Source organism: Candidatus Nitrosotalea sinensis, assembly GCF_900143675.1.
In the GTDB taxonomy this organism is placed as follows: domain Archaea; phylum Thermoproteota; class Nitrososphaeria; order Nitrososphaerales; family Nitrosopumilaceae; genus Nitrosotalea; species Nitrosotalea sinensis.
The window spans coordinates 124896-150236 of record NZ_FRFC01000005.1 but is presented as its reverse complement, the minus strand read 5'-3'; the positions used below and the strand labels follow the sequence as shown (position 1 = coordinate 150236).

General features: G+C 35.6%; 25 protein-coding genes and 1 tRNA gene. 16 read left to right on the top strand and 10 right to left on the bottom strand.

The window, feature by feature from the left end; all coding sequences use genetic code 11:
- The first annotated feature begins 120 nt into the window (after nt 1–120).
- Nucleotides 121–1257 carry a DUF1512 domain-containing protein gene (locus tag NSIN_RS08370; RefSeq protein ID WP_245871955.1) on the top strand — a complete coding sequence of 379 codons (1137 nt, stop codon included), beginning with the start codon at nt 121–123 and terminating at the stop codon, nt 1255–1257.
- Nucleotides 1254–1442: a hypothetical protein gene (locus NSIN_RS08365; RefSeq protein ID WP_101010762.1), complete on the top strand. Its 189-nt coding sequence runs from the start codon at nt 1254–1256 to the stop codon at nt 1440–1442. The genes NSIN_RS08370 and NSIN_RS08365 overlap by 4 nt, the downstream gene beginning before the upstream one ends.
- A 36-nt stretch (nt 1443–1478) precedes the next feature.
- Here NSIN_RS08365 and map read toward each other — a convergent pair whose 3' ends face one another.
- Complete coding sequence (gene map, locus NSIN_RS08360) at nt 1479–2369, bottom strand: type II methionyl aminopeptidase (protein WP_101010761.1); 891 nt, start codon at nt 2367–2369, stop codon at nt 1479–1481.
- 83 nt (nt 2370–2452) lie between these two features.
- Between map and NSIN_RS08355 the strand changes: the two genes are divergently transcribed.
- The 4 genes from NSIN_RS08355 (at nt 2453) to NSIN_RS08340 (ending at nt 4597) form a co-directional block, all read left to right on the top strand.
- A tRNA-Pro gene (locus NSIN_RS08355) sits at nt 2453–2526 on the top strand.
- Nucleotides 2527–2637: 111 nt separating this feature from the next.
- Nucleotides 2638–2943, top strand: a complete 306-nt coding sequence (locus tag NSIN_RS08350) for a hypothetical protein (RefSeq protein WP_101010760.1) — start codon at nt 2638–2640, stop codon at nt 2941–2943.
- Nucleotides 2944–2987: 44 nt separating this feature from the next.
- Entirely contained in the window at nt 2988–3563 is a 576-nt protein-coding gene (locus tag NSIN_RS08345; RefSeq protein ID WP_133124128.1) for a hypothetical protein, read from the top strand.
- Nucleotides 3564–3775: 212 nt separating this feature from the next.
- Entirely contained in the window at nt 3776–4597 is an 822-nt protein-coding gene (locus NSIN_RS08340) for a hypothetical protein (RefSeq protein WP_133124127.1), read from the top strand.
- A gap of 14 nt (nt 4598–4611) precedes the next feature.
- On the opposite strand, the gene NSIN_RS08335 is transcribed toward NSIN_RS08340, so the two are convergent.
- The 5 genes from NSIN_RS08335 to NSIN_RS08315 are packed head-to-tail and all read right to left on the bottom strand — an operon-like array spanning nt 4612 to nt 10387.
- The gene (locus NSIN_RS08335) at nt 4612–5427 is read right to left on the bottom strand and encodes a trypsin-like peptidase domain-containing protein (protein ID WP_101010757.1); all 816 of its coding nucleotides are present in this window, start codon (nt 5425–5427) and stop codon (nt 4612–4614) included.
- A 29-nt stretch (nt 5428–5456) separates the two neighbouring features.
- Entirely contained in the window at nt 5457–6818 is a 1362-nt protein-coding gene (locus tag NSIN_RS08330; protein WP_133124126.1) for an ApeA N-terminal domain 1-containing protein, read from the bottom strand.
- A 23-nt stretch (nt 6819–6841) separates the two neighbouring features.
- A complete protein-coding gene (locus NSIN_RS08325) occupies nt 6842–9532 on the bottom strand; it encodes a hypothetical protein (RefSeq protein ID WP_133124125.1) in 2691 nt (896 codons plus the stop codon).
- A complete protein-coding gene (locus NSIN_RS08320; protein ID WP_101010754.1) occupies nt 9525–9848 on the bottom strand; it encodes a hypothetical protein in 324 nt (107 codons plus the stop codon). Before NSIN_RS08320 ends, NSIN_RS08325 begins: the two co-directional genes overlap by 8 nt.
- A gap of 2 nt (nt 9849–9850) precedes the next feature.
- Nucleotides 9851–10387 carry a hypothetical protein gene (locus NSIN_RS08315; RefSeq protein ID WP_101010753.1) on the bottom strand — a complete coding sequence of 179 codons (537 nt, stop codon included), beginning with the start codon at nt 10385–10387 and terminating at the stop codon, nt 9851–9853.
- Nucleotides 10388–10592: 205 nt separating this feature from the next.
- Here NSIN_RS08315 and NSIN_RS09555 point away from each other — a divergent pair, with 205 nt between their 5' ends.
- From NSIN_RS09555 to NSIN_RS08295, 5 genes are all read left to right on the top strand, one after another.
- Nucleotides 10593–10919 (top strand): hypothetical protein, encoded by a 327-nt coding sequence (locus tag NSIN_RS09555; RefSeq protein WP_165775293.1) that lies wholly within the window; start codon nt 10593–10595, stop codon nt 10917–10919.
- Nucleotides 10874–12100, top strand: coding sequence for a CRISPR-associated endonuclease Cas1 (cas1, locus tag NSIN_RS08310; protein WP_101010752.1), 1227 nt, complete (start codon nt 10874–10876; stop codon nt 12098–12100). The genes NSIN_RS09555 and cas1 overlap by 46 nt, the downstream gene beginning before the upstream one ends.
- Nucleotides 12101–12139: 39 nt before the next feature.
- The gene (locus tag NSIN_RS08305) at nt 12140–12799 is read left to right on the top strand and encodes a hypothetical protein (protein ID WP_101010751.1); all 660 of its coding nucleotides are present in this window, start codon (nt 12140–12142) and stop codon (nt 12797–12799) included.
- Nucleotides 12800–12864: 65 nt separating this feature from the next.
- Nucleotides 12865–13686, top strand: coding sequence for a hypothetical protein (locus NSIN_RS08300; RefSeq protein ID WP_101010750.1), 822 nt, complete (start codon nt 12865–12867; stop codon nt 13684–13686).
- A 52-nt stretch (nt 13687–13738) separates the two neighbouring features.
- Nucleotides 13739–14701, top strand: coding sequence for an HNH endonuclease (locus NSIN_RS08295; protein WP_101010749.1), 963 nt, complete (start codon nt 13739–13741; stop codon nt 14699–14701).
- Between the two features lie 24 nt (nt 14702–14725).
- Here the strand turns inward: NSIN_RS08295 and NSIN_RS08290 are convergent, their stop codons facing one another.
- Nucleotides 14726–15172 (bottom strand): hypothetical protein, encoded by a 447-nt coding sequence (locus tag NSIN_RS08290; protein ID WP_101010748.1) that lies wholly within the window; start codon nt 15170–15172, stop codon nt 14726–14728.
- 159 nt (nt 15173–15331) lie between these two features.
- Here NSIN_RS08290 and NSIN_RS08285 point away from each other — a divergent pair, with 159 nt between their 5' ends.
- Nucleotides 15332–15625 carry a hypothetical protein gene (locus tag NSIN_RS08285; protein ID WP_101010747.1) on the top strand — a complete coding sequence of 98 codons (294 nt, stop codon included), beginning with the start codon at nt 15332–15334 and terminating at the stop codon, nt 15623–15625.
- A 10-nt stretch (nt 15626–15635) separates the two neighbouring features.
- Here NSIN_RS08285 and NSIN_RS08280 read toward each other — a convergent pair whose 3' ends face one another.
- Nucleotides 15636–15932: a hypothetical protein gene (locus NSIN_RS08280; RefSeq protein ID WP_133124124.1), complete on the bottom strand. Its 297-nt coding sequence runs from the start codon at nt 15930–15932 to the stop codon at nt 15636–15638.
- 220 nt (nt 15933–16152) lie between these two features.
- Here NSIN_RS08280 and NSIN_RS08275 point away from each other — a divergent pair, with 220 nt between their 5' ends.
- Nucleotides 16153–17427: an ArsB/NhaD family transporter gene (locus tag NSIN_RS08275; protein WP_133124123.1), complete on the top strand. Its 1275-nt coding sequence runs from the start codon at nt 16153–16155 to the stop codon at nt 17425–17427.
- A gap of 5 nt (nt 17428–17432) precedes the next feature.
- Here the strand turns inward: NSIN_RS08275 and NSIN_RS08270 are convergent, their stop codons facing one another.
- Entirely contained in the window at nt 17433–18323 is an 891-nt protein-coding gene (locus NSIN_RS08270; RefSeq protein ID WP_165775292.1) for a DMT family transporter, read from the bottom strand.
- A gap of 183 nt (nt 18324–18506) precedes the next feature.
- Here NSIN_RS08270 and NSIN_RS08265 point away from each other — a divergent pair, with 183 nt between their 5' ends.
- From NSIN_RS08265 to NSIN_RS08255, 3 genes are all read left to right on the top strand, one after another.
- Nucleotides 18507–18746, top strand: a complete 240-nt coding sequence (locus tag NSIN_RS08265; RefSeq protein ID WP_245871954.1) for a hypothetical protein — start codon at nt 18507–18509, stop codon at nt 18744–18746.
- A 158-nt stretch (nt 18747–18904) separates the two neighbouring features.
- Nucleotides 18905–22399, top strand: a complete 3495-nt coding sequence (locus NSIN_RS08260; protein ID WP_165775291.1) for a lamin tail domain-containing protein — start codon at nt 18905–18907, stop codon at nt 22397–22399.
- 42 nt (nt 22400–22441) lie between these two features.
- Nucleotides 22442–22933, top strand: a complete 492-nt coding sequence (locus NSIN_RS08255; protein WP_101010742.1) for a DUF367 family protein — start codon at nt 22442–22444, stop codon at nt 22931–22933.
- Between the two features lie 20 nt (nt 22934–22953).
- Here NSIN_RS08255 and NSIN_RS08250 read toward each other — a convergent pair whose 3' ends face one another.
- The gene (locus tag NSIN_RS08250; protein ID WP_101010741.1) at nt 22954–25284 is read right to left on the bottom strand and encodes an amino acid permease; all 2331 of its coding nucleotides are present in this window, start codon (nt 25282–25284) and stop codon (nt 22954–22956) included.
- Nucleotides 25285–25341 lie beyond the last annotated feature (57 nt).

Below are 25341 nucleotides of genomic sequence, written 5' to 3'. Positions count from 1 at the left end.
GACATGTTCCGCACTCAAAAGGAAATGCCATTGCTTTCTTTCAGTCGGATGATGCTTTTATGATATAATAAAATTCCTGAAAGATTGATGAAGTCTATGAAAGATTTAATTTAGTAAAAAATGGTCTTTTTGTTATTGGATTTTTTGGGTACAAATCTGGACAAACTTTTTAGCTCAAGTGATAATTCGAACCCACTTATGTGGTTGATCTGGATTCTACCTATCTTCATATTCATGTTGTATGGACAGCGAATCCAGCTTCATGTCACTTCATCTGAAATCAACAAAGATTTGGAAAAACTCAAGCAATACCGTGATGACACCAGGAAAGAATTGATATCTTATGTAAAAAACACCGTAAAGCCTTTGTCAGACCCTGCTGTCATACTTGATAGATATTTTGAATATTTTACCATAATGCCAGTTGATATGGATCCTAATGGAATTGTACCCAAGATAAAACACATCATGCGGACAAGAGAAGACACTACTAGGGAACAAGTCAAAAACCTCGCTCCAAATATTACTCATCTACAAGCAAGTCAAATAATCAACATACTTGAGGCGGTAACCACACTGCATCTACTGTACAAAATGGTTCGACACTTCTTTTTGACTGCAAAAAAACAAAATAATTTCCCATTAATCTTGCCTCTGCAAATGATGATGCCGTTTATCATGGAGGAAGCAGATGCACTAAAAACTGCAATATCTGCATTCAAGCAGGGACAACCAATAGGCGATGGAATAGGTCCAATGATTGTTGGAAAGATGATGCTTGATACGGAAAAAAAATCTATCTCATTTGAAACTGTTCTAAGTGAAAAAGACTTTGAGGGGAGAAAACTCTGCCTGCTAAAAGCTGAAGGGCCGACTGCAACTGTTGGCAGACCTGCAGATGCATTTGAAAAGATAATTTCTGAAAAAAAGGTAGATATGCTGATAATGGTTGACGCTGCATTGAAACTGGAAGGTGAGGATACTGGATCCGTGGCTCATGGATTTGGGGCTGCAATTGGCGGTATAGGAACTGAAAGGTTTGAGATAGAGGGCATAGCTACAAAGCACAACATCCCGATATATGCAATTGTCATAAAACAGTCTATCAAAGAGGCAATCACTCTTATGAAAAAAGAGATTGCGGATTCTTCTGATAAGGTATTCATACAAATTCAAGATATTATACGAGAAAATTCCAAACCTGGTCAATGCGTACTGATAATTGGAGTTGGGAACACGTTGGGGGTGTCACAATGAGATTCTTTAAGAAAAAAAATGAGGTACTTGATCCCTATGCTGTAGAAAAATGTTCTAGCTGCAATAAAATTGTAAAACGAAAGTTTGTGGAAGGTGACTATGTCTTTAAAGCCAGTGGTAAATGCACTGCATGCGGCACAGGTCAGTTGATGATCGATAAGATATTTGGCGAGCTTGTCAAGTAGGTTTTTAGTTTATTTTTTAATTCTCCACTTGTGTAATTAAAGAGTAGTTACGAGAACTCCATTGGCTTGGGGAATGAATGTATGCTCTGCTTGTGCAACTCGTTGATTGTTTGCTTCTACTAGTATCGGATATGATCTTACAATTTTGTTTTTAATCAGTTTATCAAGTAATTCTCTTGCATTTTTTTCCTCAAATTCTGGGATGAGCCATCGTAATGCAAAAGGAAGCATGTTGAATTTCTGCCATATGAAGTCAATCATTTTGTTGGTATCTTCTTCCTTTGTTCTTTTTCGTGTAACCAGGGAGAAAATGTTTCTAATTTTGCCCTCTCGAACAAAACCTGATCCTTCCGGTGTTGTAACAAATGGCTCACATGCATATGCTTCTGTGGATTGAAATGAAAATGATCCAATGGACCATATGTTTGGAACTGATTTTCCAGCATGGATTGTATACTGTTCAAGAGAATGACCACTAAGATTTGCAATGGGTATTCCACCCATCTGTTTTGTTGTATTCTCTATTGTTTTTCCAACATCGCTTGATTTTGTCCCCACTCTTATTATTGACATGGCCTCCTTTAGGGCAGATTCTGCGGCTTGTACTAAAAAATCATACTTTGGGTCGTAGCAAACTGTTACTGCCGTATCTGCAATGTGACCGTTTATCTGAACACCCAAATCAATTTTTAGCAGGTCTGTGTCCTTGACTGTGGTGGAATCGTTAGGCTCTGCTGTGTAATGTGCTGCAATGTCGTTTAGACTCACATTTACAGGAAATGCACATTTTCCTCCCTTGTCGTTTATCTCTTTTTCAATAGAATTGCATATCTCTTCCAAAGTGGAGCCCACGTGATCTTTTCGTCTTGCATTCTCTCTTACCTCTGACGCTATCTTTCCCGCATTGATGTAATCTTGTAATTGCATTGACTAGCCTTAACTTGGTTTATTATTTAAAATAATAACTACATGAGAAGATTAAATTGGGGACATTTTTGTGCAATCACATCGGGATCGTGGTCTAGCTTGGCATGATTCGGGTTTTGGGTACCTGAGGTCGTCGGTTCAAATCCGGCCGATCCCATTTCTATGTCGGGGTAAAGATGGGGACATGCCGTTTGACCTTTTGATAACTATATTTTAAGAAATTACAAAATTACCCACTAGATTTATCCCAGAAAACGTTTGACAATACATGGCTGTAAAAAAGGCAATTTCGTCAATTGATCTTTTGATTCAAGAAAAGAAGGAGTTTAGAACAAAAGTAGTAGGTTCTGAGGAATTACCGCCTCTCATTCAAGGTGATATTATCAATCGATTTGATAGAGCAATGTGGTCTATGTTACAAGGAGACATTGAATGGTTACAGGCAATTAAAAGACAACTTTTGCCAGATCAACACAGAACAAAGATTGTTTGCAGGCATCCAAAGAAAGACCATGATACTGATGGCAGTGGTCAGAAATACTGCATGAATTGTAATGCGAATTTGCCGATGTAGCATATGATACTAACTTATTTATCAGAATGACCTTATCCATGTTAATGAGTTTCCCATATGCAACAAGACCTGCAAGCATAATGGGAGATTTTCTAAGTGCCTCAACCATCCTCTGGGCCGCAATTTGGGCTTCAATATTTCATTATGCATTACCATTTCTTTTCAAACATCAAGGAATTATTGTAAATGGAATCAAGAAGATATCGATGACAGTAAGAAACACAATCGAACTGACAGCGCTGATGATTTTTAGCATTGGCTACTTTATCATCGGGGTTTTAAATTTAATTTACAAGGATCCATCAGTTACGTACGACTTTTTTAATTTACTTAACAATTACCATGTTTTTGAAATCAGTTTGGTTGTGGGATTTGCAGTTTCAGTAATAAGGAATTATCGACGAGCAAAGACTGATCCTTCAAAGACCGCCATCCTAGTCGGGATGGACTTTGTCTTCATGCTATTGGGAGTTTTTGCAAGCCAGTTAGTTTTACTATCATTTACCTATTCCCAAGACTCTAACCTGCACTTGATAGCTGGTTCGTTTGGAATGGTGGTAATAGGTGCGAATATTTGTAGAAAACAGTTTTTGGATTTCTTGGCTTGTAGAATTCCCTAGTGTTATTTTTCATGCCGTTTGACCTTTTTTGTACATATCACAATATGTTATAGGTTGGACTGCATTGAATCAGTATGGATCATATTTTTACCATCTTAGATTTTACCAATTATATGGAATTAGAACTCGGAGAATTTCTAGGCATATCTGATCAAATTGCATCCATACATGGTCAAATCTGGAATATTCTACCAATGGTCATCATACTTTCGGTGGCCATTGGACTTGCAATACTGATGAAATATAATAAATCCGTTAAGAATTATATTTCAAAATATAAGAGATATGTACCATTTCCTCCTACACCGTATGACAATTTTGATTTAGGACAACTACAAAAAATAGTAGATAAACTAAGTAGAAATTTTACAATTTTAATAACAATCTATGGTTTTCTATTTGTTTTTATAATTTCACAGAATTTACAACATGTTTCGTACAGTTGGACTGTCATAATTTGGTCTGGATGGGTATTGGCAATAATTGTAAAAACTGCCAATATTGCACTTTCATTAACCGATATACTTGAAACTGCAGAAATTAACAACACGGTCAAAATTGCATCTAATATGATCTATGCTTACAATAGGTATTACAAACATACAACTTATCTTCTCGTATTCGCAGTTGCTTTTTCTCCAGCCGTATTTCTTTCATTGGATGAACAGCATCATAATGATTTTAAATTATGGAGTCCTCAAATTTCAATTCTAACAATTGCTCTAGGAATTATTAGTATTTTTCTTGTTATGTATTATTATGCACAAGTAACAGATTTGATACGACCCGGTATTCCAAATATTTACTTTATGTCAATTTTCCTTTTAGCTACTGAATCATTGTCGTCTATCTACTCTGCGCCATTATCTTCTGTTAGTGTTATTTTGTTTGGATATCAATTTGAAATTCCTCAGATAATTTTAGTAATTCTTTTTGCTAGTTTGACTTACCCAGCAACTGTTGCAGGACAGTTTATAGCATATGAAGAAAATCGACGAAGATTGAAACGTGAGAAAAAATCAGATAGTAAATAGAAATCTAAATCCGCTTATGAAAATAAATTTATGACATCAATGATGGTTTCAGCACTAAAAACTACAGTCAAGCCGGAATATGATGGTTGTACTCCAGAACCGGGAGTATCAATATAGGTGAATTTTTCTTCGGCCAATATTCCTAAAAGAAACGGTGGAAATGGTCTACCAATCGTATTTTGTTCTCCTCCGAAGATATTGATTACAGTATCTAGGACTACGGGGCTTCCACTGGATCCTATTGCTACATTGCTTTCAATGAGAAATCCTCGAATAATTCGATCTTCAGTTTCTCCGGTATCAGGATTTTTCCATTTATCTCTAATGTTCTGTCCTATCTGACTAACTATCGATCCCGGAATTCGCATTGGAACATTAGTGGTATGTTGTACTGTTAGTGGATATCCCAGTACAACAATTTGTCTTCCACTTACAATATTATATTGTTGTAAATATGATCTATCACAAATTAAAGTTGAATCTACTGGTTTTACAACCATATTTGGATAACATTCATAGATTGTAGATACATCAATTCCTAAAACATCTACCTGTACATCCGGATGTTCAGTCCAAAGTTTGTGTTCATCTGCATGTAAGTTAAATTGAATTCTTTTCCCAATGATTTGTTCATCCTCAGAAATATTAATGTGCAAGTATACAAAATTTGTAGATTCTCTTTTCGATCTACATTCATGTAATACATGTTTATTAGTCACAAGAATTTTTTTTGTATTTTTCTGAATTAGAAAACCTGTTCCAAACTTACCCTGTTCATTTTCAATTCTTATAGTTGAATTGACCCATAAATCATTGATAGGATCCGACATTGTCGTAAGATTAGTTGCAGTTAAACATTTTAGCTTGGCCGTTTCAATCCTTTGTTAATTTTACTTCTTTCTATCAATAATGATATTTTTTTATCATCAAACCCTAATTGAAATAATAGACAAGATTCCACCAATAATTTGAGACGTTCACATATTTCGTGTACTTTTTTTAGATCATCAAATTGTGTTTTTGCCTTATTAGAATAATGAGTAATGTAATTGCGCATGTCTACTATTGATCTGATGAATTTTTTATTGTCCAAGTCAAAATTTTCCAAGATGAATGGGAATTGATTTAAGAGTGACTCCAATCTTTGCCGTAGTGATAATTCGTTACTAAATTGGAGTTTAATCTGTAACCAATCAGAATGTTTAGGTATGGCAGTCAGTATTTCACTAATACGTATAGCATGATTTTCTTCATCAACCTCAGTTTCATCTGAAGTTCTTCTGTGATATGCTTCAAGCGCATGAATAAGAAAAAGAAACCTGTGTTCTATTGCCATTTCATTATGATGTAGTATGTCTGAATACAAATTGTAAATTGGTTCTAGAATAGACTTATTTTCAATCCATTTCTTGAAATAATTTCCAATGTCTTTTCCAATATCTCTATATGTGAAGAGCATGTGCATGGCAGGTATTTCTTTGATCTTAGTAGGCATGTTAAATGGTAGAAAATAGATTGAAACGGTTGGTTGAATTGTTTGTTCGTTTACTTTTTGTTCATTAATTTGTGTTAATCCTTTTACTTCCAGAGGATAAATTGGATTTAGACATGCTAATCCGAGAAATTGACGGATATCTGATAAAATATTCTGGAATTCTTGAAATTGTAGTTCTGATTTCGCTTCTATGTTAAGAGCTATTCTTTGTATCATTCCTTGCTGTTTTTCATCCATGGATTGGACATTCATTGAATATCCAAACCATATTGAGATTGAAAATTTTTCATTTAATTCAAATCGAATTTCAGGGGGCTGAGAATACGAAATACTAATTTTATTTTTATCCATTGAATCCAGATCAACAGAAAATCCTGATACTCCCATCCATTCATCGAAATGAGTTAAATGAGCATAGACCCTGTTAAATTTTATATCTGCTTCAGTAGGGAAATGCATTCCAATAAATGAATGGAGAGCTCTGTATGATGAAGTTGGAAGTGAGGGATGACTCATGGAGAATCGTACGGTAAAACATTTGTAGAGTGTTACCGGTGTACCTGTAGTAGTAAAACCAAGAATTATTGGATATTCTAACTGTTTTTGAAATTGGCTCAGATCTGTGAATGATCCTATCAAATCCAAATGTATATCGTTAGGAGAATAATGTAAAATTCCTGGAATTGTTTTAGTAGGATTATCTGGTAGCCACCAGTAACCCGACATTTCGAAAGTCTCATTAAATTTACTCAATTATGCTGTATTTCATAGCATCTAACTAATTGAACTTTTATTTTCATTGAAATATGATTTACTTGGTTTGTGTAAATTTTCTTTTTTACATTCCACAAAGTCTGTTTTGATATTCTAATTTTTTTGACATCCTTTGGTTTTAACTTCAAAATGCTTGGCGCAATCTTCTTGAACTTTTTATCCAAGTTTCTAACATCCTCATAAGTTTCATAACTGCCTGAACCTACTCCCAACAGTTCAGATTCTTCAAGTTCATTGCTTTCCTTTCCAATGTGTATTATTCCGGTTACATTGACATGTTTTCTTTCCAGTATGCCAACATCTCCATCTATCTTGGACTCTGGATGATTCAGGTATTCCATGAATATTTGCCAAAATGGTTTCCAGTATTGTTTTCCACGTAGTTTTTCCATGGAATTGTCGTTATAATCAACAAAATCCCCAAAAACTGCGTGTCTTGCGGGCTTGACAAACGGGGCCAAGGGCTTGACAAGTTCACCAGTGTTCGGATTTATGAGGTTTGAAAATCCAACAATACAGAAACTAAACGGCTTGAATTGATCCTGATATCTATCATTTTTGTTAAAGTTGGACAGCCTTGCAAGCATTCTCGGACTTGATGCCATGAACTGTGACATGGCATACTTGTTGTCATACTTGGAATACAATTCTTCAAGGCTTGATTTTTCATAATGCAAATCCATAATGTCATTCCAGATGTACTTGTTCCAGTCATTTTTCTCATCAGGGTTGTTTGAAAAAGGATCAAGCAAATGACCTAATCCGTGAGATGAATAATCATCGTTCTTGATTGTTATCTTGCCATTTTTTATCGTATGAAGACAGTACCGTTTTGATGATATTCCATAGAACATGACATTTTCCCGTTCCACTTTTAGAATATCCGCATCAAAATTATACGGATTTAATGGTTGGAAGAATTCTTGAATCTCTCTTGTCATCTCTGGTGGAACCATCATGGAATCAGTGTCACAGTATGCATGAACCATGTTTTTTCTTGACAACAAAATTTCACAGGTTGCAAGCAACAGCCTTGATGCAGACGTAATTGAAACTGCAATTATAGGATTGAACATGAATCCAGGTTTTTCAATCTTGGTCTTGTCTTGTGTAAAATGTTTCATGCCGTAAACATCAATTGGAACTTTAGATGATTCTTCGAGTGTGTTTATTTCAACAAAAATTCCATAACTGATTGCATTTGTTATTATCTTGATTATCTTCTGCCTTGGATCATATTTATTTTTCAGGACTTGGCGGTATTCGATTAGTTTCTTGAACAAATCATCCTTGTATGGATCAATCTCAATGCCTTGGACATTGATCTTCTTGAGATTTTTCTGTACGCCTACTGGTACAAACCTGTACGCCTTGAGGATTTTTGGTGTCCTTCCAGTGTACAGTTTTGATGCAATGACATCAGCCAAACTGTACCAGAGAGGTATCTTTGATGTGACATGGCTGATTCCTATATTCCAGACGTGTTTTTGGCCATATTTTGCCCTCAGAGGCAAGACATCCTCATGAGGCTCAATCAGGACTATTCCTTGCAATCTAGTCCAATTCTGTGGATTCTGTACGTCCTCCAGAGTAAATTTGTCTATAAAATCTGCAATCTCACGAGTTGCTTCTAGGTATTCTACGTGGTCTGCAATTACAAATCTCCACAGGTTTTGCAAGGTGCATACCGTAGGATACATTGACAGAAAATCAAGTACGTCTACCAAAACCGGAGTCTTGCGAATTTTATCTTCTACTCTTCCACCGATATATCCGCACATCATATAACCAATTATTTTCTTTGGAAATTCTGGATTCTTGTCAAGAAAGGAATCAACACCTATCATCTTGAGAAATTCTTTTCCTATTGATGCCGGAGTGTATGCCCTAGTTACAGGAATTTTTAATCCATACGAATCAAATTCTTTTTTTGCCTTTTGATATATGGCATATGTTGTGTTTACATCGTTGATGCAATACTGGATGTATTGTGACGTGATTTTTCCATGTTCAATTCCAGTCTGCTTTTTGTATCTAGTCTTGAAATATTTTCCCGCTGATTTGAGTGAATGTTTTTTGTCAGTCAGTGCATAACATAATGTTCTAAGATCAAGAAAGTTTCCACGGAATTTGTTTTGTTTTCCCATGGTACTACCAAATTCGATAAATGACAGTGTACTCGTGGCATGTGTAACATGCAGTCTTGGATAATCAAGGTTTTTTGAAAACAACAATGAAAAGCCACCTTTTCTTTTGAATTTTGAATTTGATGATTTTATTGCAATCCTGGAAAGGTCAAACGGAAGATTAAATCCAATGCATAGAGTCTGCAAGTCAAATGTTTCCTTGAGGAAAATCTTTCTAAATTGTTCAAGCGTGTATATCTTGATTTTATTTTCATCAGAGAATTGTTTTAAAACATTAAACTCTTTGCCCTTGACAAACAAGGGATCATAAAATATCCCGTGGTAATCCAACTTGCCGTGAAAAATTACCTTAAAGTATCCAAACTTGAGATTGTGATAAAAGTCAGTTGTGGCCTCACAGTCCAGAATCATCATCCGGATGAAATTCTGGATGGTTTTATGGAAAAATTTGGGCTGTTTTGTGTCTGGTTCCTGCTTGGGAATGGTATAGGCACGAATAGCGGCTATCTCATCATTCATGGTACATCCTTTCCCCCATTCCTCGAATGATGTCGCCCAGTCCGATCAAAAGGCATGCTGTTTTTTGCCGCTCGCTCTTGTTTTTCCTTGACCATCCTTTTGGCCAGCCATACTGTTTTCTTGAAAACTTGCCGTGACAATTTCGGCACATGGATAATGTAAAATCACTATTGACTTTTCCACCCACATGATTGTCTTCCAAATCAAAAGGATCAGAATGAAAACACCATATGCAGCAACCTTGACCTTCAAAGAATTGTTCTAGCCACTTGTTTTCCTTGACAAGTTGTTCAATGGAATCAAGAGCATTATCCAATTTTATTTTCTCCCATAGATTGAATAAAATTCTGCATCTTCCTGTTGTTCTAAAATAGCAAGAATCTTTGTAATGTCTGTTTCAAGATGATGAATCTTTCCACTTGCATCCTTGATCTTGATTTTTGTAAATGGTTTCAGTACAGATTGGCCTTGTGATAATCTTCCAATTGCTGAATGATACTGTCCAATTATTTTTGCTTGCTTTATTCCACGTACTGTTATCCAGACCTGTTTTCCTTTTTCATAAATTCTAACTTCTCTTAACAGCCTGTCCAATGATTTTGCAATCCATTTATGATTTTGTAATTTTAATGCAGAGCCAACATATCGTTTAACAGTTTGAGGCGAAATTCCAACTTGCTTGGATGCTACAGTTAATGATAAACCGTATTTTATTTTATTGAGAACAACAAGTGAGTCTTCATAATTTGCATTCTGTTTTGGTGTTAATTTATCAAAATCAATTTTTAAAACTCTGTGTGTCTTCTTGCTTATTTTTCTTGCAAAGAGTTTTTTCTGTTTCGGTTTTTTAGCCATTAGGATCAACCATAAAACGATCAAGAAGATAAAGTCCGCGTTTCGGTCCAAATAATCGGAATAATCTAATTTATACTCTGTTTGGGTCTTAAAATCGTACATTTAGATCTCAAAATCGGATTTATCCAGAATCTCATGCTAAGATCTCATCCAATGTATAATCAAACAACATTGTGCGGATTATTGTTACATCTTGGCGATACGTATGTACAATATCATCATACCGCCTGATATTCTGACGGTCAACAAACAAAACAAGACGGTAATCTCAAACTATCAGGCGGGAATTGATAAAACCGCCCATTATCCGTGCTGGATTATTGGATTATCCGTGCTGGATTATTGGATTATCCGTGCTGGATTATTGGATTATCCGTGCTGGATTATTGGATTATCCGTGCTGGATTATTGGATTATCCGTGCTGGATTATTGGATGTATCTATTTATCCAAAGATCTTTATGCATGATCTACAAGATAAATTGGAATGGATCCATTATTGGTGTCAGGATTTGGAACTTCAATCAACGTAGAGAAACGAAATCTGATAATTCAAAATAAATTAAAGAATGAAAAATTAGAATTTTACCCGCATCAAATAGATCATGATAGTATCATCGTAGACGGGCATACTGGAACCATTACTTTCGAATCAATGCGGTGGCTAATGAAACACGACATTAATCTAACTCTCTTAAACTGGAATGGAAACCTGCTCGGAATAACACTTCCACAGGAACCCAAGTTGGGAAAATTACGCATAAAACAGTATCAAAAGCACCTGGATGATGCCGCTAGATTCCAAATTGCTCTAGAACTTGTCAATAGCAAAATTTCAAGTTCTGTGAATCTGATTAGGGAACTGTCACGGTTCTATGATGTAATACAATACAACCTAGTAAAATCACAGTTTGATCATGAAATCCAAAACTATGCCATAAATTCAAGGGATGAAAATAGACCAATTTCAGACAAGCTGAAAAAACTGATGAATTTTGAGGGAAGGATTGCACAGATTCACCTTGATCAATTCAAAAAACTAGTCACAAAATTGGCCCCAGAATTCAAATTTGTAGGAAGGATGAACAAGTCAAGTTCATGGAATGTCAATGCGTCAGACGAGGTCAATGCATTGCTAAACTACGGGTATGCCATACTGGAATCCAGAGTCAGAAAATCTCTAAACTCTGTAGGACTTGATCCTGTCATTGGATTTTTACATGAAACAACATATGCCAAGACTGCACTAGTGTATGATTTTCAGGAGTTGTTCAGATGGATTATCGATTATTCTGTTATCCGGTTGTTGGATGATAGTAAGTTGAAAAAATCAGATTTTATAGTGACTGAAAATTATCATATCAGATTACGAGAAACAACTGCAAAGTTATTGATTGAAAAGATAAAGAACAATTTCAATACCAAGGTTCCATTTCGAGGAAAAAATTATACCTATGATAATGTCTTATTTTACAAAATACAGGAATTTGCAAATTTTATTTCAGAGAAAAGCAATAAACTAGATTTGAAAATTACAGAATTTAAAATTAAAGACGATGATACCATATCATTGAAGGAAAAAATATTGAAGATGACACCTGATCAACGAAAGAAACTTGGAATCAACAAGAGTACACTTTGGTATGTGAAGAAGAATATTGTAGAAGGAAAGAATATCAAAATTTATGATAAGATTTTATCGAAAATTCAATAATTAATTTAATTTTAAATAGGTGATCACATAAAATTATACGTGCATAATAATGATGATCTGAAGAAGCTATTAGAAAAATATGACAAGTTACGTTCTGTAGCAAATAGAGGATCAGGAGACAAACGGTTCCTTCAGAAATATAAATTTCTTAAACGAGTTGCAGGATGGAAGTGGTTTAAAATATTTTCAACAAATACGTATGATTTACCTTTTGCTTCGAATCGAATTAGGAAAGATATTCGCTCTACGTTAATCAATATCTTAAGATTACATGAAATAAACTACTGGCGAACTGAACGAAGTAATGAATTTTCTAAAGAGGCAATGAAGACAATAAATGAATATTTGGCAGAAATACCCAAACTTCCTTCTTTGGAAAAGAGATTTACAGATAATTTTTTGGGCATATTGGGTGTTGTGGTAGGCGTAATAGCCATAATAGCATCCAATTGGTCAAATGTAATATCGCCTGATTTTGCCATCGTATTTGAAATCATTTCGATAGTATTTGGATTAATTGTCATGTTACCTTTTTTGACGTTTTATTCAACCAATAAAATTCTCAATTATTTATCTGAAAAAGATTTACAAGAATATTGGATGGAAAAATTAGTCATAAAAGATCTACGACATAAAATCATAACAGAGTTAGTAGAACTCAATGATAGAACATATGCCGAACTTGATAAAAAATACTAATAATCACATAAATCTCTGAAAGGATCAAATCAAGATATAATTTGGACTGACTTATTTATGGAGTTATGGGAACAGATTTTTCATGGAATGCAAGCCTTGTATTTAGTATCGCATCTCTTGCAATTTCAGTCATAGCAATTGTAATGTCTAGTCTAATCGCGTGGACAAGTCCACATAGATCTGAAAAAATAAAGAAAACTAGTCAAGCGCGTCAAATCCATTTTGACAAAATCAAAAAGAATTGTTTAGAATTACTTGTAAATGGTGTTGATAATGTCACAAGTCATTTTCGCATAGATGAATCCACGCTATATGGAAAACAATCTCTTCTAGATTTAATGAATGATCGGGAGTTAAAAGAAACAATGGATGTCAAACTGTGGGTTTCAATAATTAATTCAAGTTCTTCATATGGAAATGAAATGATATTCCTAGATAACGTGTTATACAATGATTTGGATAATCATTATCCAGAAATTAAAAAACAGATAGGAATAGTTCAGAAGTATATAGATGAAAGTTATCCCATTTACCATGAGAAATTCAATGTTCTTGTACTGAAACTCTTTGATGAATTAGAAAGATCAATTAACGTGCAACAAAATGAACAAAATAAAATAAGCATGACCGTGGCCGTTGCTTTAAATTGCATTTTTCATGACGATATAAAACGTTGGCCAAATCTATACAATGTATCCTCTAAAAACGGTACATTGCCAGTAATAAAAGAAATAGTCAATAAACCGGAAATAACCGAACTGACAAATCCATTAAAAGAAATATCTAAAAAATCACTATCCTTGCTTTCCGATTTAAGAAATTCATTAAATCAGATTATTAGATACGAGGGAGAATTAAAAGGGAAATGCAATTATTTACAGGTATGAGTCAATGTTGTGATTCTCTTTATTATGTAGATGAATAAATGATCAATAGTTCTTGGTTCGTCCTAAATTCACAATTCCAATAGAAGAAGCACATAAAAGAATAGATCTGCAATTAAGACAAGGTCGTACCATTCAGAAATACAATATATTTTCTGAAAGTGATCTGAAAGCAGCCAACATTCAACGAAGTAAATGGTATGACAAAACTAAGAATTTACTTGAATTAATTGATGATAATCAAATTCTAGTAAAACAATTTCATTATCTGACACCTACTTTATCAAGTGGTGAAAGGGATCTTGATGAAATGGTACATGATTTTAGGTATAGGATGGACAAGGATCTGAAAAATCTTCAGTCCATCTATGACAGTATTGATTTGTTAAAAGATCTTAAGATCCATAAAACCAAAATCAAGAATACCAAAAAACCTAGAAACTTAACACATGCACAAGAAAAAAAATGCTGGGACTTGAATCCTCACATGTGCAATCTTTGCGGACGAAAACTTCACGGAATATCAGACACAGAATTTGAACATACTCAAGCCTTTGCTAAAGGAGGAGCTACAGATCTAACTAATGTAAAACTCTCACATCGTTCTTGCAATACTCAAAAAGGAACCAAGAGTCTCAAAGTAGCAAGAAAAATGCTGGGATATCATAAAAATATTAAAAAATCGCTCATCGAACTAAAATTATTGAAGAAGAAAAGTACGAGAAAGAATATGATGCATAATTTTACCTTGGAGAAATTTTTTGAAAATGGAAAAGAATACGTGAGAATACTACATCCAAGCAAGACCGTAGAAGCATGCCTCATTTTATGTAACAAAGACCCATGCAAATGGTGGGATGATAACAGTATACTTCCAAGACATATTAGATCTGGTGGAGGTGGAAACGTACTATTGCCACAAGATGTTGGAAATACAAATCCGACTATTACGGTTATGAGCGGAAAACGCGCGATACGAAAAATGAAACTTAAAGATATGGTTCTAACTCATCCGTAAGTAAAAAAAATCATATAAATTGATTCATGCACTCATTAGTTTTTTCAGTCGTTTTCCTTCTTCCTTATTTCTTTTCTCTCTATTCTTTTCCATCGCTTTCATAGACTTCTCCAGTCGTTTTCCTTCTTCCTTATTTCTTTTCTCTCTATTCTTTTCCATCGCTTTCATAGACTTCTCCAGTCGTTTTCCTTCTTCCTTATTTCTTTTCTCAAATTCTCTTTGTGATTTTGGCCATTTAGAATAAAATGACTTGCGTCTTTCCCTGTATTGTTCAATTGAATTACCAACCTTTTCACCAATTCCTATCCCGATTGCATTAGAACCAATTTCACCCGTTAAACCAGATTTTGCAAATATTGTACTCTTGGCAATTGTACTAGCAGCTGTACCAGCTGATGCACCACTTATCGAACCTATCACTCCTTTTCCACTTAGTAATTTTATTATGAGTATAATGCCTTCAATTATCATGTTTTTGATTAGCGCTTGATTAATTTAAACAATTTTTGGTTCTTACTTTCATTCATGCTTTGATATATGATCAAATGGAATTACTATGAAATAAGAGGATATCTTCCAAATACAAAATAACATAAAATCTTAAAACCACAAAAATCTAGAACAAATCATATGACAGTTATTATTCTAAAATATGCAATAAAGCAACTCCTAGAAATGAAAAATCCCTCTTTTTACATAATGGAGGATGCCAACAGGGCAATTGTAGATTTTGCAGAATCAGAAGAGGAAGTAATTCACAAATGCATGAAAGCTCTTTCTCATGATATAAAATGCACATATCATGAAAGTTCAGTCAAAACATTTGACAGTATAAGAGAAGCCACCAAGAACGTAGATTTAGACCCTACAAAAGGAGATTCAATCATAATTCCAAATATGGATCTTAGAGAAGTTTCTGATTGATTTTTTACATCTAATACTTCAGCTTGTCGATTTTGCGAGGAATCAAAAACTGAGCCAAAACTAGAACTGAAATGCCTATAAAAAATATGAAAATCCCAAACTGAGAGTAAACGTTGCTAATGATGGTAAGAAGGGTCATTACTTCACCAGTTTTTGAGATGGCATCAAAACCAGTCGTAACACCCAAAATGAATAAAGAAACTCCAAAGATTGCAAAGACCGAACCTCCAGTTGCTACGATAGTTAATTGGGCATTAATCTTTGCAAGTTCTTTTTCAAATTTATGAGGATCCTTGTACACATCCATTGTATCTGGTAAACACATCTTCTAGATTAATCTCTCTTCGATAAATCATGTTTCAGTATAATCAAAGTTCTTGCTTTCGTTTTTAGTCTGAAAAAAGGTCAAACGGCATGTCCCCATCTATACCCCCCCATTTCTATGTCTTGTCTATGATGTTTCTGCAAAATTTGATTAATAAGAAATAAACCACATCTGACTTCTTAATTTCATATTGAAAGAATATGTGGCTCTGGCGATCTTTGCAATAGTATATGTTCTAATTGTTGGGCGAATAAAATTCCGAGTTCCTATTTGGGTGGCAATGTCAATTGGTGCATTACTTGTTGTACTCTTTCAAGTAATAGATATCGAATCTGCAATAAAATCAATCCAGATAGATGTCATACTATTCTTGTTTGGTATGTTCAGTATAGTGTCCTCTCTTGATAGATCTGGTCTTCTCAAAGTGGTTGCCACAAAGATGCTTGCAAAGGCAAAGACTCCTGAACTGTTACTGATGGCATTTGTTGTGGGCATGGGTCTACTTTCTGCATTTCTAGTAAATGATACTATTGCCCTTGTGGGAATCCCGCTTGTTATCTATGTGTCAAAGCATCTTGGCACAAGACCGGTAGTTCTACTACTATCTCTTGCATTTGGAATAACGATAGGAAGTGCAATGACACCGATAGGTAATCCACAAAATCTGTTGATTGCAGTTCAAAGCGGGATTTCATTGCCCTTTACAAATTTCATAAAATTCCTTGCAATCCCAACAATTCTTAACTTATTTGTAACCTGGTATATTCTCAAAATTTACTTTAAAAAAGACTTGTTGCAAATGTCTGTCAATTACAAAAACAACAACATACTTGAAAGTATACCAATTGAGGATCCTAAACTTGCTAAAATATCGCTAGTTGTATTGCTGTTGACAATCAGCGGATTTTTCGCATCTGAGATACTGTCTTTTCTGCATATTTTTGATCTACGCATCAGTCTGGTGTCATTAATTGGTGCTATGACATTATATGCTGCAAGCAGCAGACGACTTGAAATACTGAAAAGTGTGAACTATCATATACTGGTATTTTTTGCGGCCATGTTTGTACTCACAAGTGCATTATGGTCGTCAGGTGCAATCTCTTTATTCTTGAAACATCTTCCCATGCCAAATCCTGAAAATGTTTTTCAAAGCAGTACTGTGATATCTGTATACAGTACAACTGTTAGTCAAGTATTGAGCAATGTTCCATTTGTTGCACTGTACAGTCAGGTCATGTCTGCAGGAGGATTTACTGGTTCACATATAGTACAATGGATGATGCTTGCATGTTCATCGACTATTGCAGGAAACCTCACAATACTTGGAGCCGCAAGCACAATAATCATAATCCAGGCAGCAGAATCAAGAGGAGTAAAGGCATTTACATTTCTTGAATTCTTCAAGATTGGCATAGTTATTACGCTTGTAAATGTGGTAATTTACTATCTGTTTGTAGTATATTTGGGAATCTAACATTTTTAAAACTTGGAAATCTGTTTTTTCTCCTCTTCTTTTTTGCTTATCATGTAAATTCCAACAAGCATGATTGTAATTGCAACTGTCTGATACAGGCTTATTTGTTCATGTAAAAATACGCTTGAAAAAACAAGACCAAATACTGATGCCATTGAAAACAACATTGTTGTTTTGATTGTGCCAACCCTCTTCAAACTTTGAAGGAAAAAGTAAAGTGAACCTCCAAAGCCTACAACACTTAGCGTAATTATGTATGGTATCTGCTCAAATTTTATTGCAAGTGGTATTTGGAAGAAAAATACGGTTGACAATAAAATTAAACCACCTACAAGTGATTTTATCTGAACCAATCTGCCTGTGTCCATTCTTGTGGATATTATTCTACTAAGATTGTTGTCCACTGCCCATAATCCCATGGAACCAAGAATAAGAAAATGCCCTGCATTAAGATGTAACAATGAACTTGAAAATTGCAGATTTGTTGTTATTATGACAACTCCTGTTAAAACAAGTGTAACTGATATAGCGCCTATCTTACCTAATCTGTCTTTGAAAAAAATCAACGCTAGTAGTATTGTAAACATTGTCTCTACGTTAGACAATAACGATGTATCTGCAGCGCTTGATTGACTCAGTCCTTGAAAATACATGTATGGCGCAACTGCAGCACCACAAATAGATATTGTAGCTAATATTGCATAGTCATTCCTTGTAATTGTACCTCTGGTTTTTGCAATGGGGGTGAACATTAATGCTGACGCAAGATATGCTATGGATGAAAGAAGCAGTATATTGACATTTGATATTATTGGCTTTGCAATTATCGGAACCGATCCAAAAAATACTGCTGAAAGCAACGCCGATGTATAACCTGCAATCTCTACTCTGTCCACTGTTTTTTGACAAATTGATGTATATTTGAATAAAATGCAATTAGTTATTATTTGACATATGAAAATAGTGATAGCCAGACGATGAAGAAGAGTTAGAGACATGACACAAAATGATTGTTAATTCAGTGACTCTGAGTTCTGGCAATAGTATTTATTGAAAAAACCCGGTCATAGATTATTAAAATGAAATTTGAAAAACGCGAAATTTTGCTAATAGTTGGAGTGTTATTTCTGATGATAGGTATGATGTCCGTCTTGGCACCTATCTATGCTCTTGTCATTGCAATTTTGGTGTACTTTGGAATCAAAGTGTTTGTGGGGAGGAAAAAAAGACAGATTCAAAAAGAAATTGGGCAAGGCATCTGTGCCGTATGTGGAGAAAAAATATCTGACGGCAAATGCCCCAAATGTGACTTGCAATAATCATACTCTGGTAAGGAATGAATTCTGCGTACTGCTTATAATACATGTAAGGGTACACTGCATGTGAAAACCAGGACATCTTGTGCATTAACAACTAGCTCAACTTTTCCACAATCAACACCTAAAATTACAAACTCTGCCTTGAAATGGTATTCCAGATGAAATACCTTGGACTATGCCTTATTGCGGGAATTGTTGCCTTACTTGCATTTGGACATGGTTATTCCGCAAATGGCCAAACAATTCCTATAGCAAATCGTGTTGTTATAAATGAAGTAGAACTAAATCCTGCTATTGACGACACCAAATTTCCAGCACAATGGGTTGAACTGTATAATCCTACAAGCTCTGATGTAAACATTGGTGGATGGACAATAGGGGCCACCACCGGATTAAAACAAGTATATTCAATTCCATCTGGGACCAGCATCTCAAGTCACCAGTTTATCCTGTATCACTATGTGCCAATTTGGTTCCCGCATGCTGGTGCCATCATACAATTGAAAAATTCATCTGGAACTGTAATTGATCAAACTCCTTCATTGTCTGATTCTCTAAGTGATGGCAATACTTGGCAAAGAGTATATGATGGATACGACACAGGCTCCCAGAATGACTGGGTATTCAAAACTGGTACACCTGGTTCCTCAAACGGACAACCTACGACATCAACCACTACAAGCCAACTGACAATGTCCATCTCTTCCGACAAGCAAAGCTATGTCTTTGGAGATGTAGTAAATATCAGTGGGCAAGTATCACAAATTGTAAAAAATCCTGCAGTATCCACAATTCCTCAAACTGTTGACATTGTTTTATCAGGACCAGGAGGTTTCAAGAATACATTTTCGCTGTATCCTGGAAATGATCTAAAGTTTTCTACATATGTGAAAACTGATCAAGTCCTAGGATTTACAGAAGGTACTTATACAATTTCTGCATCATATGGTACTGCTCAGACATCATCTACATTCTCCTTGAGCTCTGTAGCATTTGTTCCACCTACACAATCTGCACCACTCACTATGATGATATACACTGATAACTCGAACTATACAATCTCACAACCGATTGTATTGCTTGGCAATGTTTCTCAGGTATTGCCACTTACTCCTGTGCAGTACAAAGTGTATGATCCAACAAATACGATTGTATATCAGGGAAATCTATTTCCAGACTCTCAAGGAAAAATAACTTCTGCAAATCAATATCAGAGAAGTGCAGGTGCAACTGGATTGCTTATCAACAGTGTTAATCCTATATATGGTGTATATCGTATAACTGCTACCTATGGTGATGCCTCTGCATTTACGACATTCACCCTAGTATCAAGTCAAGTACAAAGTAATGTCATAACTCTGTCTACTGATAAACAGGTATATGCTCCTGGGGAAACTGTAGTCCTAAGTGGAAGTACACTATTCAAGGGATTACAGAATCTGGGACTAAGTCCAAGTCTGCAAATAATACAAACTACTGTAGGTGGAAGTTCAGGTACTCAAACTAGTGGAAATCGTGGAATTGTTCCAAATACTGCAAATATTGTAACATTGGTAAATCTCCAGTCTGATAATACTTTTACATACAAATTTGCTCTAGTTGGAACATCAGATGGGCTAGGAAACTATAGAGCAATAATATCGATACCACAAGGTACTGCAGAGGCTGACTTTATAGTAGTACCAAACCCTGCTGATTACAAGGCCGCAAGCTCATCCTCATCTCCATTTAGCATAGTTACTGATAAGAACTCATATGCCTTGGGAGAACACATGATAATATCTGGTAAAATTCTCAACCCTATTCAGCTATCTACACAGAACGCCGGTGCTACTGTGAAGATTCAAGTGTTCAATTCTACAGGAGGACCAATATCTTCAGGTGGCAGCTTTATCAATAATGTAGGTGTTTCAACCTCTAACGCTCTCTCATATTTTGCGTTCCCTGATGCTAACGGTAATTATCAAATACAACAAATTATTCAGACCGGGATTTACGCACCTGGAACTTATACTCTAAAAGCATCATATAGTAACTTGAGTACTTCTACAACTTTTACTGTTTATGATCCATTAGCCACTGGTTCACAAGGTCCTATTGTGGCAAGCACAGACAAAAAGGTCTATGGAATAGGAGATACAATAACACTAACAGGACAAATTTCCTCTCTTGCAGGTACTTCATTTACTGTAACTTTGACTCAGCCTGACGGTGAACAATCTGTATCTCCTCTTGCGATAAACAATGGAATGTTTTCGTGGTCCTGGACGATACCTAATAGCGCAAAGACTGGATACATGCCTCCGACAACCAATAGAGCCGCCTCTCCAGTGTTTGATCCTACTGTAAATCTATACGGAATATACCGAATAAAAATAACTTCTACTAATGCAAATGCTGATCTCTTTTTCCAAGTATCTAAAAGTCCACAACCAAACCAAGAGATTGCCCCTATTGTAGTACTTACTGACAAAACTGATTATCTGTCAACTGATGTAGCAAAGATAAGGGGAGAAGTTATTCCCGTACAGAATGCTGCATCTCAAGATACTAACACTCAAGTTCAGATTTTGATATATACAAACGATGGTCAGCAAATATATCGAGGCGATGCTACTGTGAACCCTGGTGGGCAGTTCTATGTCACCGTTCCATTCCATACTGGAATCTGGAAGACTGGTGCCTACAAACTGTATGCACAATATCTTACAAACAAGGCAATAACCTCATTTAATGTCACTGACAATATTTCATCAGGCTCAACTAAATTGCAATTGTTTATGACTACTGATACTGACAAATACCTGCCAGGACAGACTGTTCTGATCACAGGCAGGACAAGTTACATTGTATCTGTAGATAACGTTGATCTTGCTTTTGGTCTTGCAAACGACACAGTAATCAGTGAGGGGCAGGTAATGTCAAAACAAGGATTGTTTGTGCCAAAGGCTACTGTGGCATTTGACCAATACGGTTCATTTGTCTATAACTACAAGATTCCAAACAATACTCATCTTGGAAATTACACAATAATAGCGCAGGTTCCATTTGGAGCATATTATGCCTACTTTAACGTGGTTGATAAATTGCCAGTACAAAATATGACGATTCCTGAAAATCAAACACAATCCACAGTAAATCAAACCTCTAATACTACTGTTAACACTACTCCTACCACTGTACCGTCTACCATAGGTCCAATCCAACGACATTCTCAGTCGCCTGGAATTCTTATTGATAAAATCAATAAACTTCCACAATCTGTAATTGCTGTGGAACTAAACTCAAAATCTGTAGAAAGTGCAACATATTATCCACGAGAACTTGATGGATTACTCAGAGTAAATCCTGGAGATGAAAATTCCATTAGCGTAAAAGTTAGCTCGCAAGATGGCACCTGCATAATTGGACAGGATAGTGGTTGTAAGATAACAAAATCTACTGCCAATTCAGGTCTCTTGTACCAAACAGTGACTGTAAATGGCATGGACTATCTGGTCGGATATACTGGAACTGGAGTGAGGCTGGAACAATTTAGCATCATGCCTGCACACGCTGGCGATGTAATTCCAAATGGTGAATGGGGAGTAGAAATAATCAAAAAAGACCAAACAACTAGATTCTATTATCAAGTAACATATGTGGCAAAATAGACATCTTAAACAATTTATTCTTGAATCTTCTTTGATACAATCATGCAAATCCAAGTACTGATGTTTGAACAGGACGATCCTACAAAATGTACGGCAGCAAAACTAGTAAAATTTGGAATTGCCAGAAGGATAAAGCATCTTAAAGGAACTGATGTAATCCTAAATCCCTTTGCATCCGAATTTGTTTTACAATCTGATAAGGAGAAAACTCACTCTATTACAGGAATAGACTGTTCATGGGAGTTGGCACAAGATACTTTTCTTAAGAAATTTACAGGTATCTCAAAGAAACTGCCACCGCTTCTTGCAGGAAATCCAGTAAATTATTCAAAAATTGGTAAACTTACCACTGCTGAAGCAATATCTGGCGCCTTGTATATACTAGGACACAAGGATCTTGCAAACTCGATTCTCAACAAATTCAAATGGGGTCACACTTTTCTTGATTTGAACCAGTATCTTCTTGAAGATTATTTCAATGCAAAAACTAGTGATGATGTTATGATGATATCACAAGAATATGGACTAAACTAAGCATCTGAACTATTGTCTTTTCAAATTTTTGTTGAAAAATATTCTTCATCTGATGGAACTTTCTTTGTAGGTTTTAATCTGTATATGCTACGGTAAATTCTGTAAATTATTCTATTTTCTTTTAGTCTGGGTGCTATCATCTGCCAAAAGTACCTTGCCTTTATGCTTGCAAACCTTGAATCCCTTACAACAAATACGCTATAGCGTGATTTTTCTACTATTTCCATAGTTCTTGGACTGAATGCTTGTTCTGATTGGTTTCCTGCTCCTACAATTACAATTTCAGGATCTTTGTTCAGGTTCTCAAGCAAGTCCTTTGTTATCTCTGAACTTGTAGGGTATACTCTTTCTACCGGGATTTTTTTCAAGTCTAAATCAAACATTTTTTCATTAATCCTGCTTAGTATATCTCGCTCTTCTTCTGGAGATTCTACGACTCCTCGTATGATTCTCATTTTACTTCCCATCACGTTTGAAAATGCATGTGCTATCTCAATTCCAAGATCAGAATGCCTACCTTTATCGTATGATACAACCACGTTTGATAATTCATTTTCAAAGTCTTTTCTTATGCTCACACCTAGTATGTCGCATGTTGCAAGTGAAAGTAGTTTTCTGTTATTTCGAAGATCAAAAAAGTCCATGATGAGTAAATTGATTCCTTGCTCTTCTGCAGTTGCAAGAATTGCCTCTGTGTTATCATGTGAGAGTCTTACCAGGTATCGGTGCTCAGCAAATCCTGGAGTGTTTTTTAAATTGTCAAATGTCTTGATCACAGGCTCTGCAAACCTATGTCCCATTGAAAGTGGTATCTGGAGAGGGATTGTAGCAACATTTAACAGTGAAATCTCACCGTCTTTGTCTTTTGCAATGGCTGATGCAATCTTGACTAGTTTTTCAATCGTCTTTTTATTAAAGACCACCATGATTCTGTAACTTTTTCTTTCTGCCGGACCCATGTTTGCAACAAGAGGTGCATAGTGATCTATCTCTTTTTTTGCAATATACAACTTGTATATTGAAAAACCTAAGAGTATCCAAATTATTGCAATTACCCAACTAAGTGGATTGTATACTAGAAGGAAAATTGCTAGACCTGCTTTACATATTATGCCAATGATTGGCATGAGGGGAAATAATGGAATCTTGAATCCGTAATCAAGTTTGCTACCGTGAACTCGTCTGATGTTGATACCTGCCCAGTTTACTTGCGTAAAGAGAAACAAAAACATGACTCCTGCTACAAGTGCAATTTGTTCAAGTGGCAACCAGGATGCCATTATGAGCATGATAAAACCTGATGCAATTATGGCAAAATGAGGAGTATGATGCTTGGAATGTATGGAACTAAATATGTATGGTAAATTGTACTGTCTTCCCATCGCAAAAGAAACTCTGCTTGAAGAAAAAGTAGTTGCACTAAGAGCGGCAACACTTGAAACCAATCCTCCTACGAATACTAATGTCGTTCCATACGGGATAAGATATTCTGCAGCTTTTGCAATTCCTACATCTTGGTTATCGCCTATGTATTGCCATACTTCTTTGCCAACTTTTGTAGCATCAATTCCCCCTAAGAAGACAAAAGTAAATGCAATGTAAAGGACTGTGACTATGCCTAATGTAATGAAAATTGCTTTTGGTATGTTTCTTTTTGGATTTTTTACTTCCTCGCCTGCTTGTACTATTATCTCATAGCCTTCAAATGCAATAAACGTGATTCCCATTGCTAAGATGAATCCTGTTATGCCTTTTGGAACAAAATGCTGAAAGTTTACTGCCCAGTTATGATTGACAAAACTCATTGCATAAATTCCTGATGCGATAAGAACTATGATTATGATTATCTGCATAAAAGTAAGACCATTGCCAATTTTTCCTGTTAGAGAGACTCCTCTGTAATTTACATAAGTGAAGAGAACTATTGATAATATTGCAATTATCTTGTCAAGGGGAATCCCGCCAAATTGTGACGCTACACCTATGCTTGTGAGCATACTTCCAAAAAAATCACCAATTGATACTGCATACAGACTTCCTGCTATCATGTGTGCAAACCATGCAATCCAACCGCTGATGAATGCATTTGGTCTTGGAAGTCCCTCTTTGACCCATCTATATCCTCCACCTGCTTCTGGAAATGCAGAACCTAATTCTGCATATGTTAATGCTGTAAAGAAACTGATGATTCCACTTGCAAGAAATACTATGAGAAGCGATGGTCCTCCTTCATACATTGCAGGTCCTACCAAATTGAAAATTGCTCCTCCTATCATGGCAGCAATTCCTATCATAGTTATGTCAAGTAATGAAAGGCTACGAACAAGCCCTGCATGTGAGTCATGCTCCATATCTATCCGTGAGGGCTGAATGGTCGAATAAATCTCTACTTGTAACTATTTACTCGT

What these genes read in the sequence shown, in the direction of transcription:
- NSIN_RS08300 (WP_101010750.1), top strand. Translation starts at nt 12,865, where the DNA reads ATGGGAACAGATTTTTCATGGAATGCAAGCCTTGTATTTAGTATCGCA.
- NSIN_RS08365 (WP_101010762.1), top strand. Translation starts at nt 1,254, where the DNA reads ATGAGATTCTTTAAGAAAAAAAATGAGGTACTTGATCCCTATGCTGTA.
- NSIN_RS08265 (WP_245871954.1), top strand. Translation starts at nt 18,507, where the DNA reads ATGAAATTTGAAAAACGCGAAATTTTGCTAATAGTTGGAGTGTTATTT.
- NSIN_RS09555 (WP_165775293.1), top strand. Translation starts at nt 10,593, where the DNA reads ATGTACAATATCATCATACCGCCTGATATTCTGACGGTCAACAAACAA.
- NSIN_RS08335 (WP_101010757.1), bottom strand. Translation starts at nt 5,427, where the DNA reads ATGTCGGATCCTATCAATGATTTATGGGTCAATTCAACTATAAGAATT.
- NSIN_RS08315 (WP_101010753.1), bottom strand. Translation starts at nt 10,387, where the DNA reads ATGGCTAAAAAACCGAAACAGAAAAAACTCTTTGCAAGAAAAATAAGC.
- NSIN_RS08350 (WP_101010760.1), top strand. Translation starts at nt 2,638, where the DNA reads ATGGCTGTAAAAAAGGCAATTTCGTCAATTGATCTTTTGATTCAAGAA.
- NSIN_RS08330 (WP_133124126.1), bottom strand. Translation starts at nt 6,818, where the DNA reads ATGTCGGGTTACTGGTGGCTACCAGATAATCCTACTAAAACAATTCCA.
- NSIN_RS08260 (WP_165775291.1), top strand. Translation starts at nt 18,905, where the DNA reads ATGAAATACCTTGGACTATGCCTTATTGCGGGAATTGTTGCCTTACTT.
- NSIN_RS08280 (WP_133124124.1), bottom strand. Translation starts at nt 15,932, where the DNA reads ATGGATGTGTACAAGGATCCTCATAAATTTGAAAAAGAACTTGCAAAG.
- cas1 (WP_101010752.1), top strand. Translation starts at nt 10,874, where the DNA reads ATGGATCCATTATTGGTGTCAGGATTTGGAACTTCAATCAACGTAGAG.
- NSIN_RS08345 (WP_133124128.1), top strand. Translation starts at nt 2,988, where the DNA reads ATGAGTTTCCCATATGCAACAAGACCTGCAAGCATAATGGGAGATTTT.
- NSIN_RS08290 (WP_101010748.1), bottom strand. Translation starts at nt 15,172, where the DNA reads ATGATAATTGAAGGCATTATACTCATAATAAAATTACTAAGTGGAAAA.
- NSIN_RS08370 (WP_245871955.1), top strand. Translation starts at nt 121, where the DNA reads ATGGTCTTTTTGTTATTGGATTTTTTGGGTACAAATCTGGACAAACTT.
- NSIN_RS08285 (WP_101010747.1), top strand. Translation starts at nt 15,332, where the DNA reads ATGACAGTTATTATTCTAAAATATGCAATAAAGCAACTCCTAGAAATG.
- NSIN_RS08250 (WP_101010741.1), bottom strand. Translation starts at nt 25,284, where the DNA reads ATGGAGCATGACTCACATGCAGGGCTTGTTCGTAGCCTTTCATTACTT.
- map (WP_101010761.1), bottom strand. Translation starts at nt 2,369, where the DNA reads ATGCAATTACAAGATTACATCAATGCGGGAAAGATAGCGTCAGAGGTA.
- NSIN_RS08255 (WP_101010742.1), top strand. Translation starts at nt 22,442, where the DNA reads ATGCAAATCCAAGTACTGATGTTTGAACAGGACGATCCTACAAAATGT.
- NSIN_RS08325 (WP_133124125.1), bottom strand. Translation starts at nt 9,532, where the DNA reads ATGAATGATGAGATAGCCGCTATTCGTGCCTATACCATTCCCAAGCAG.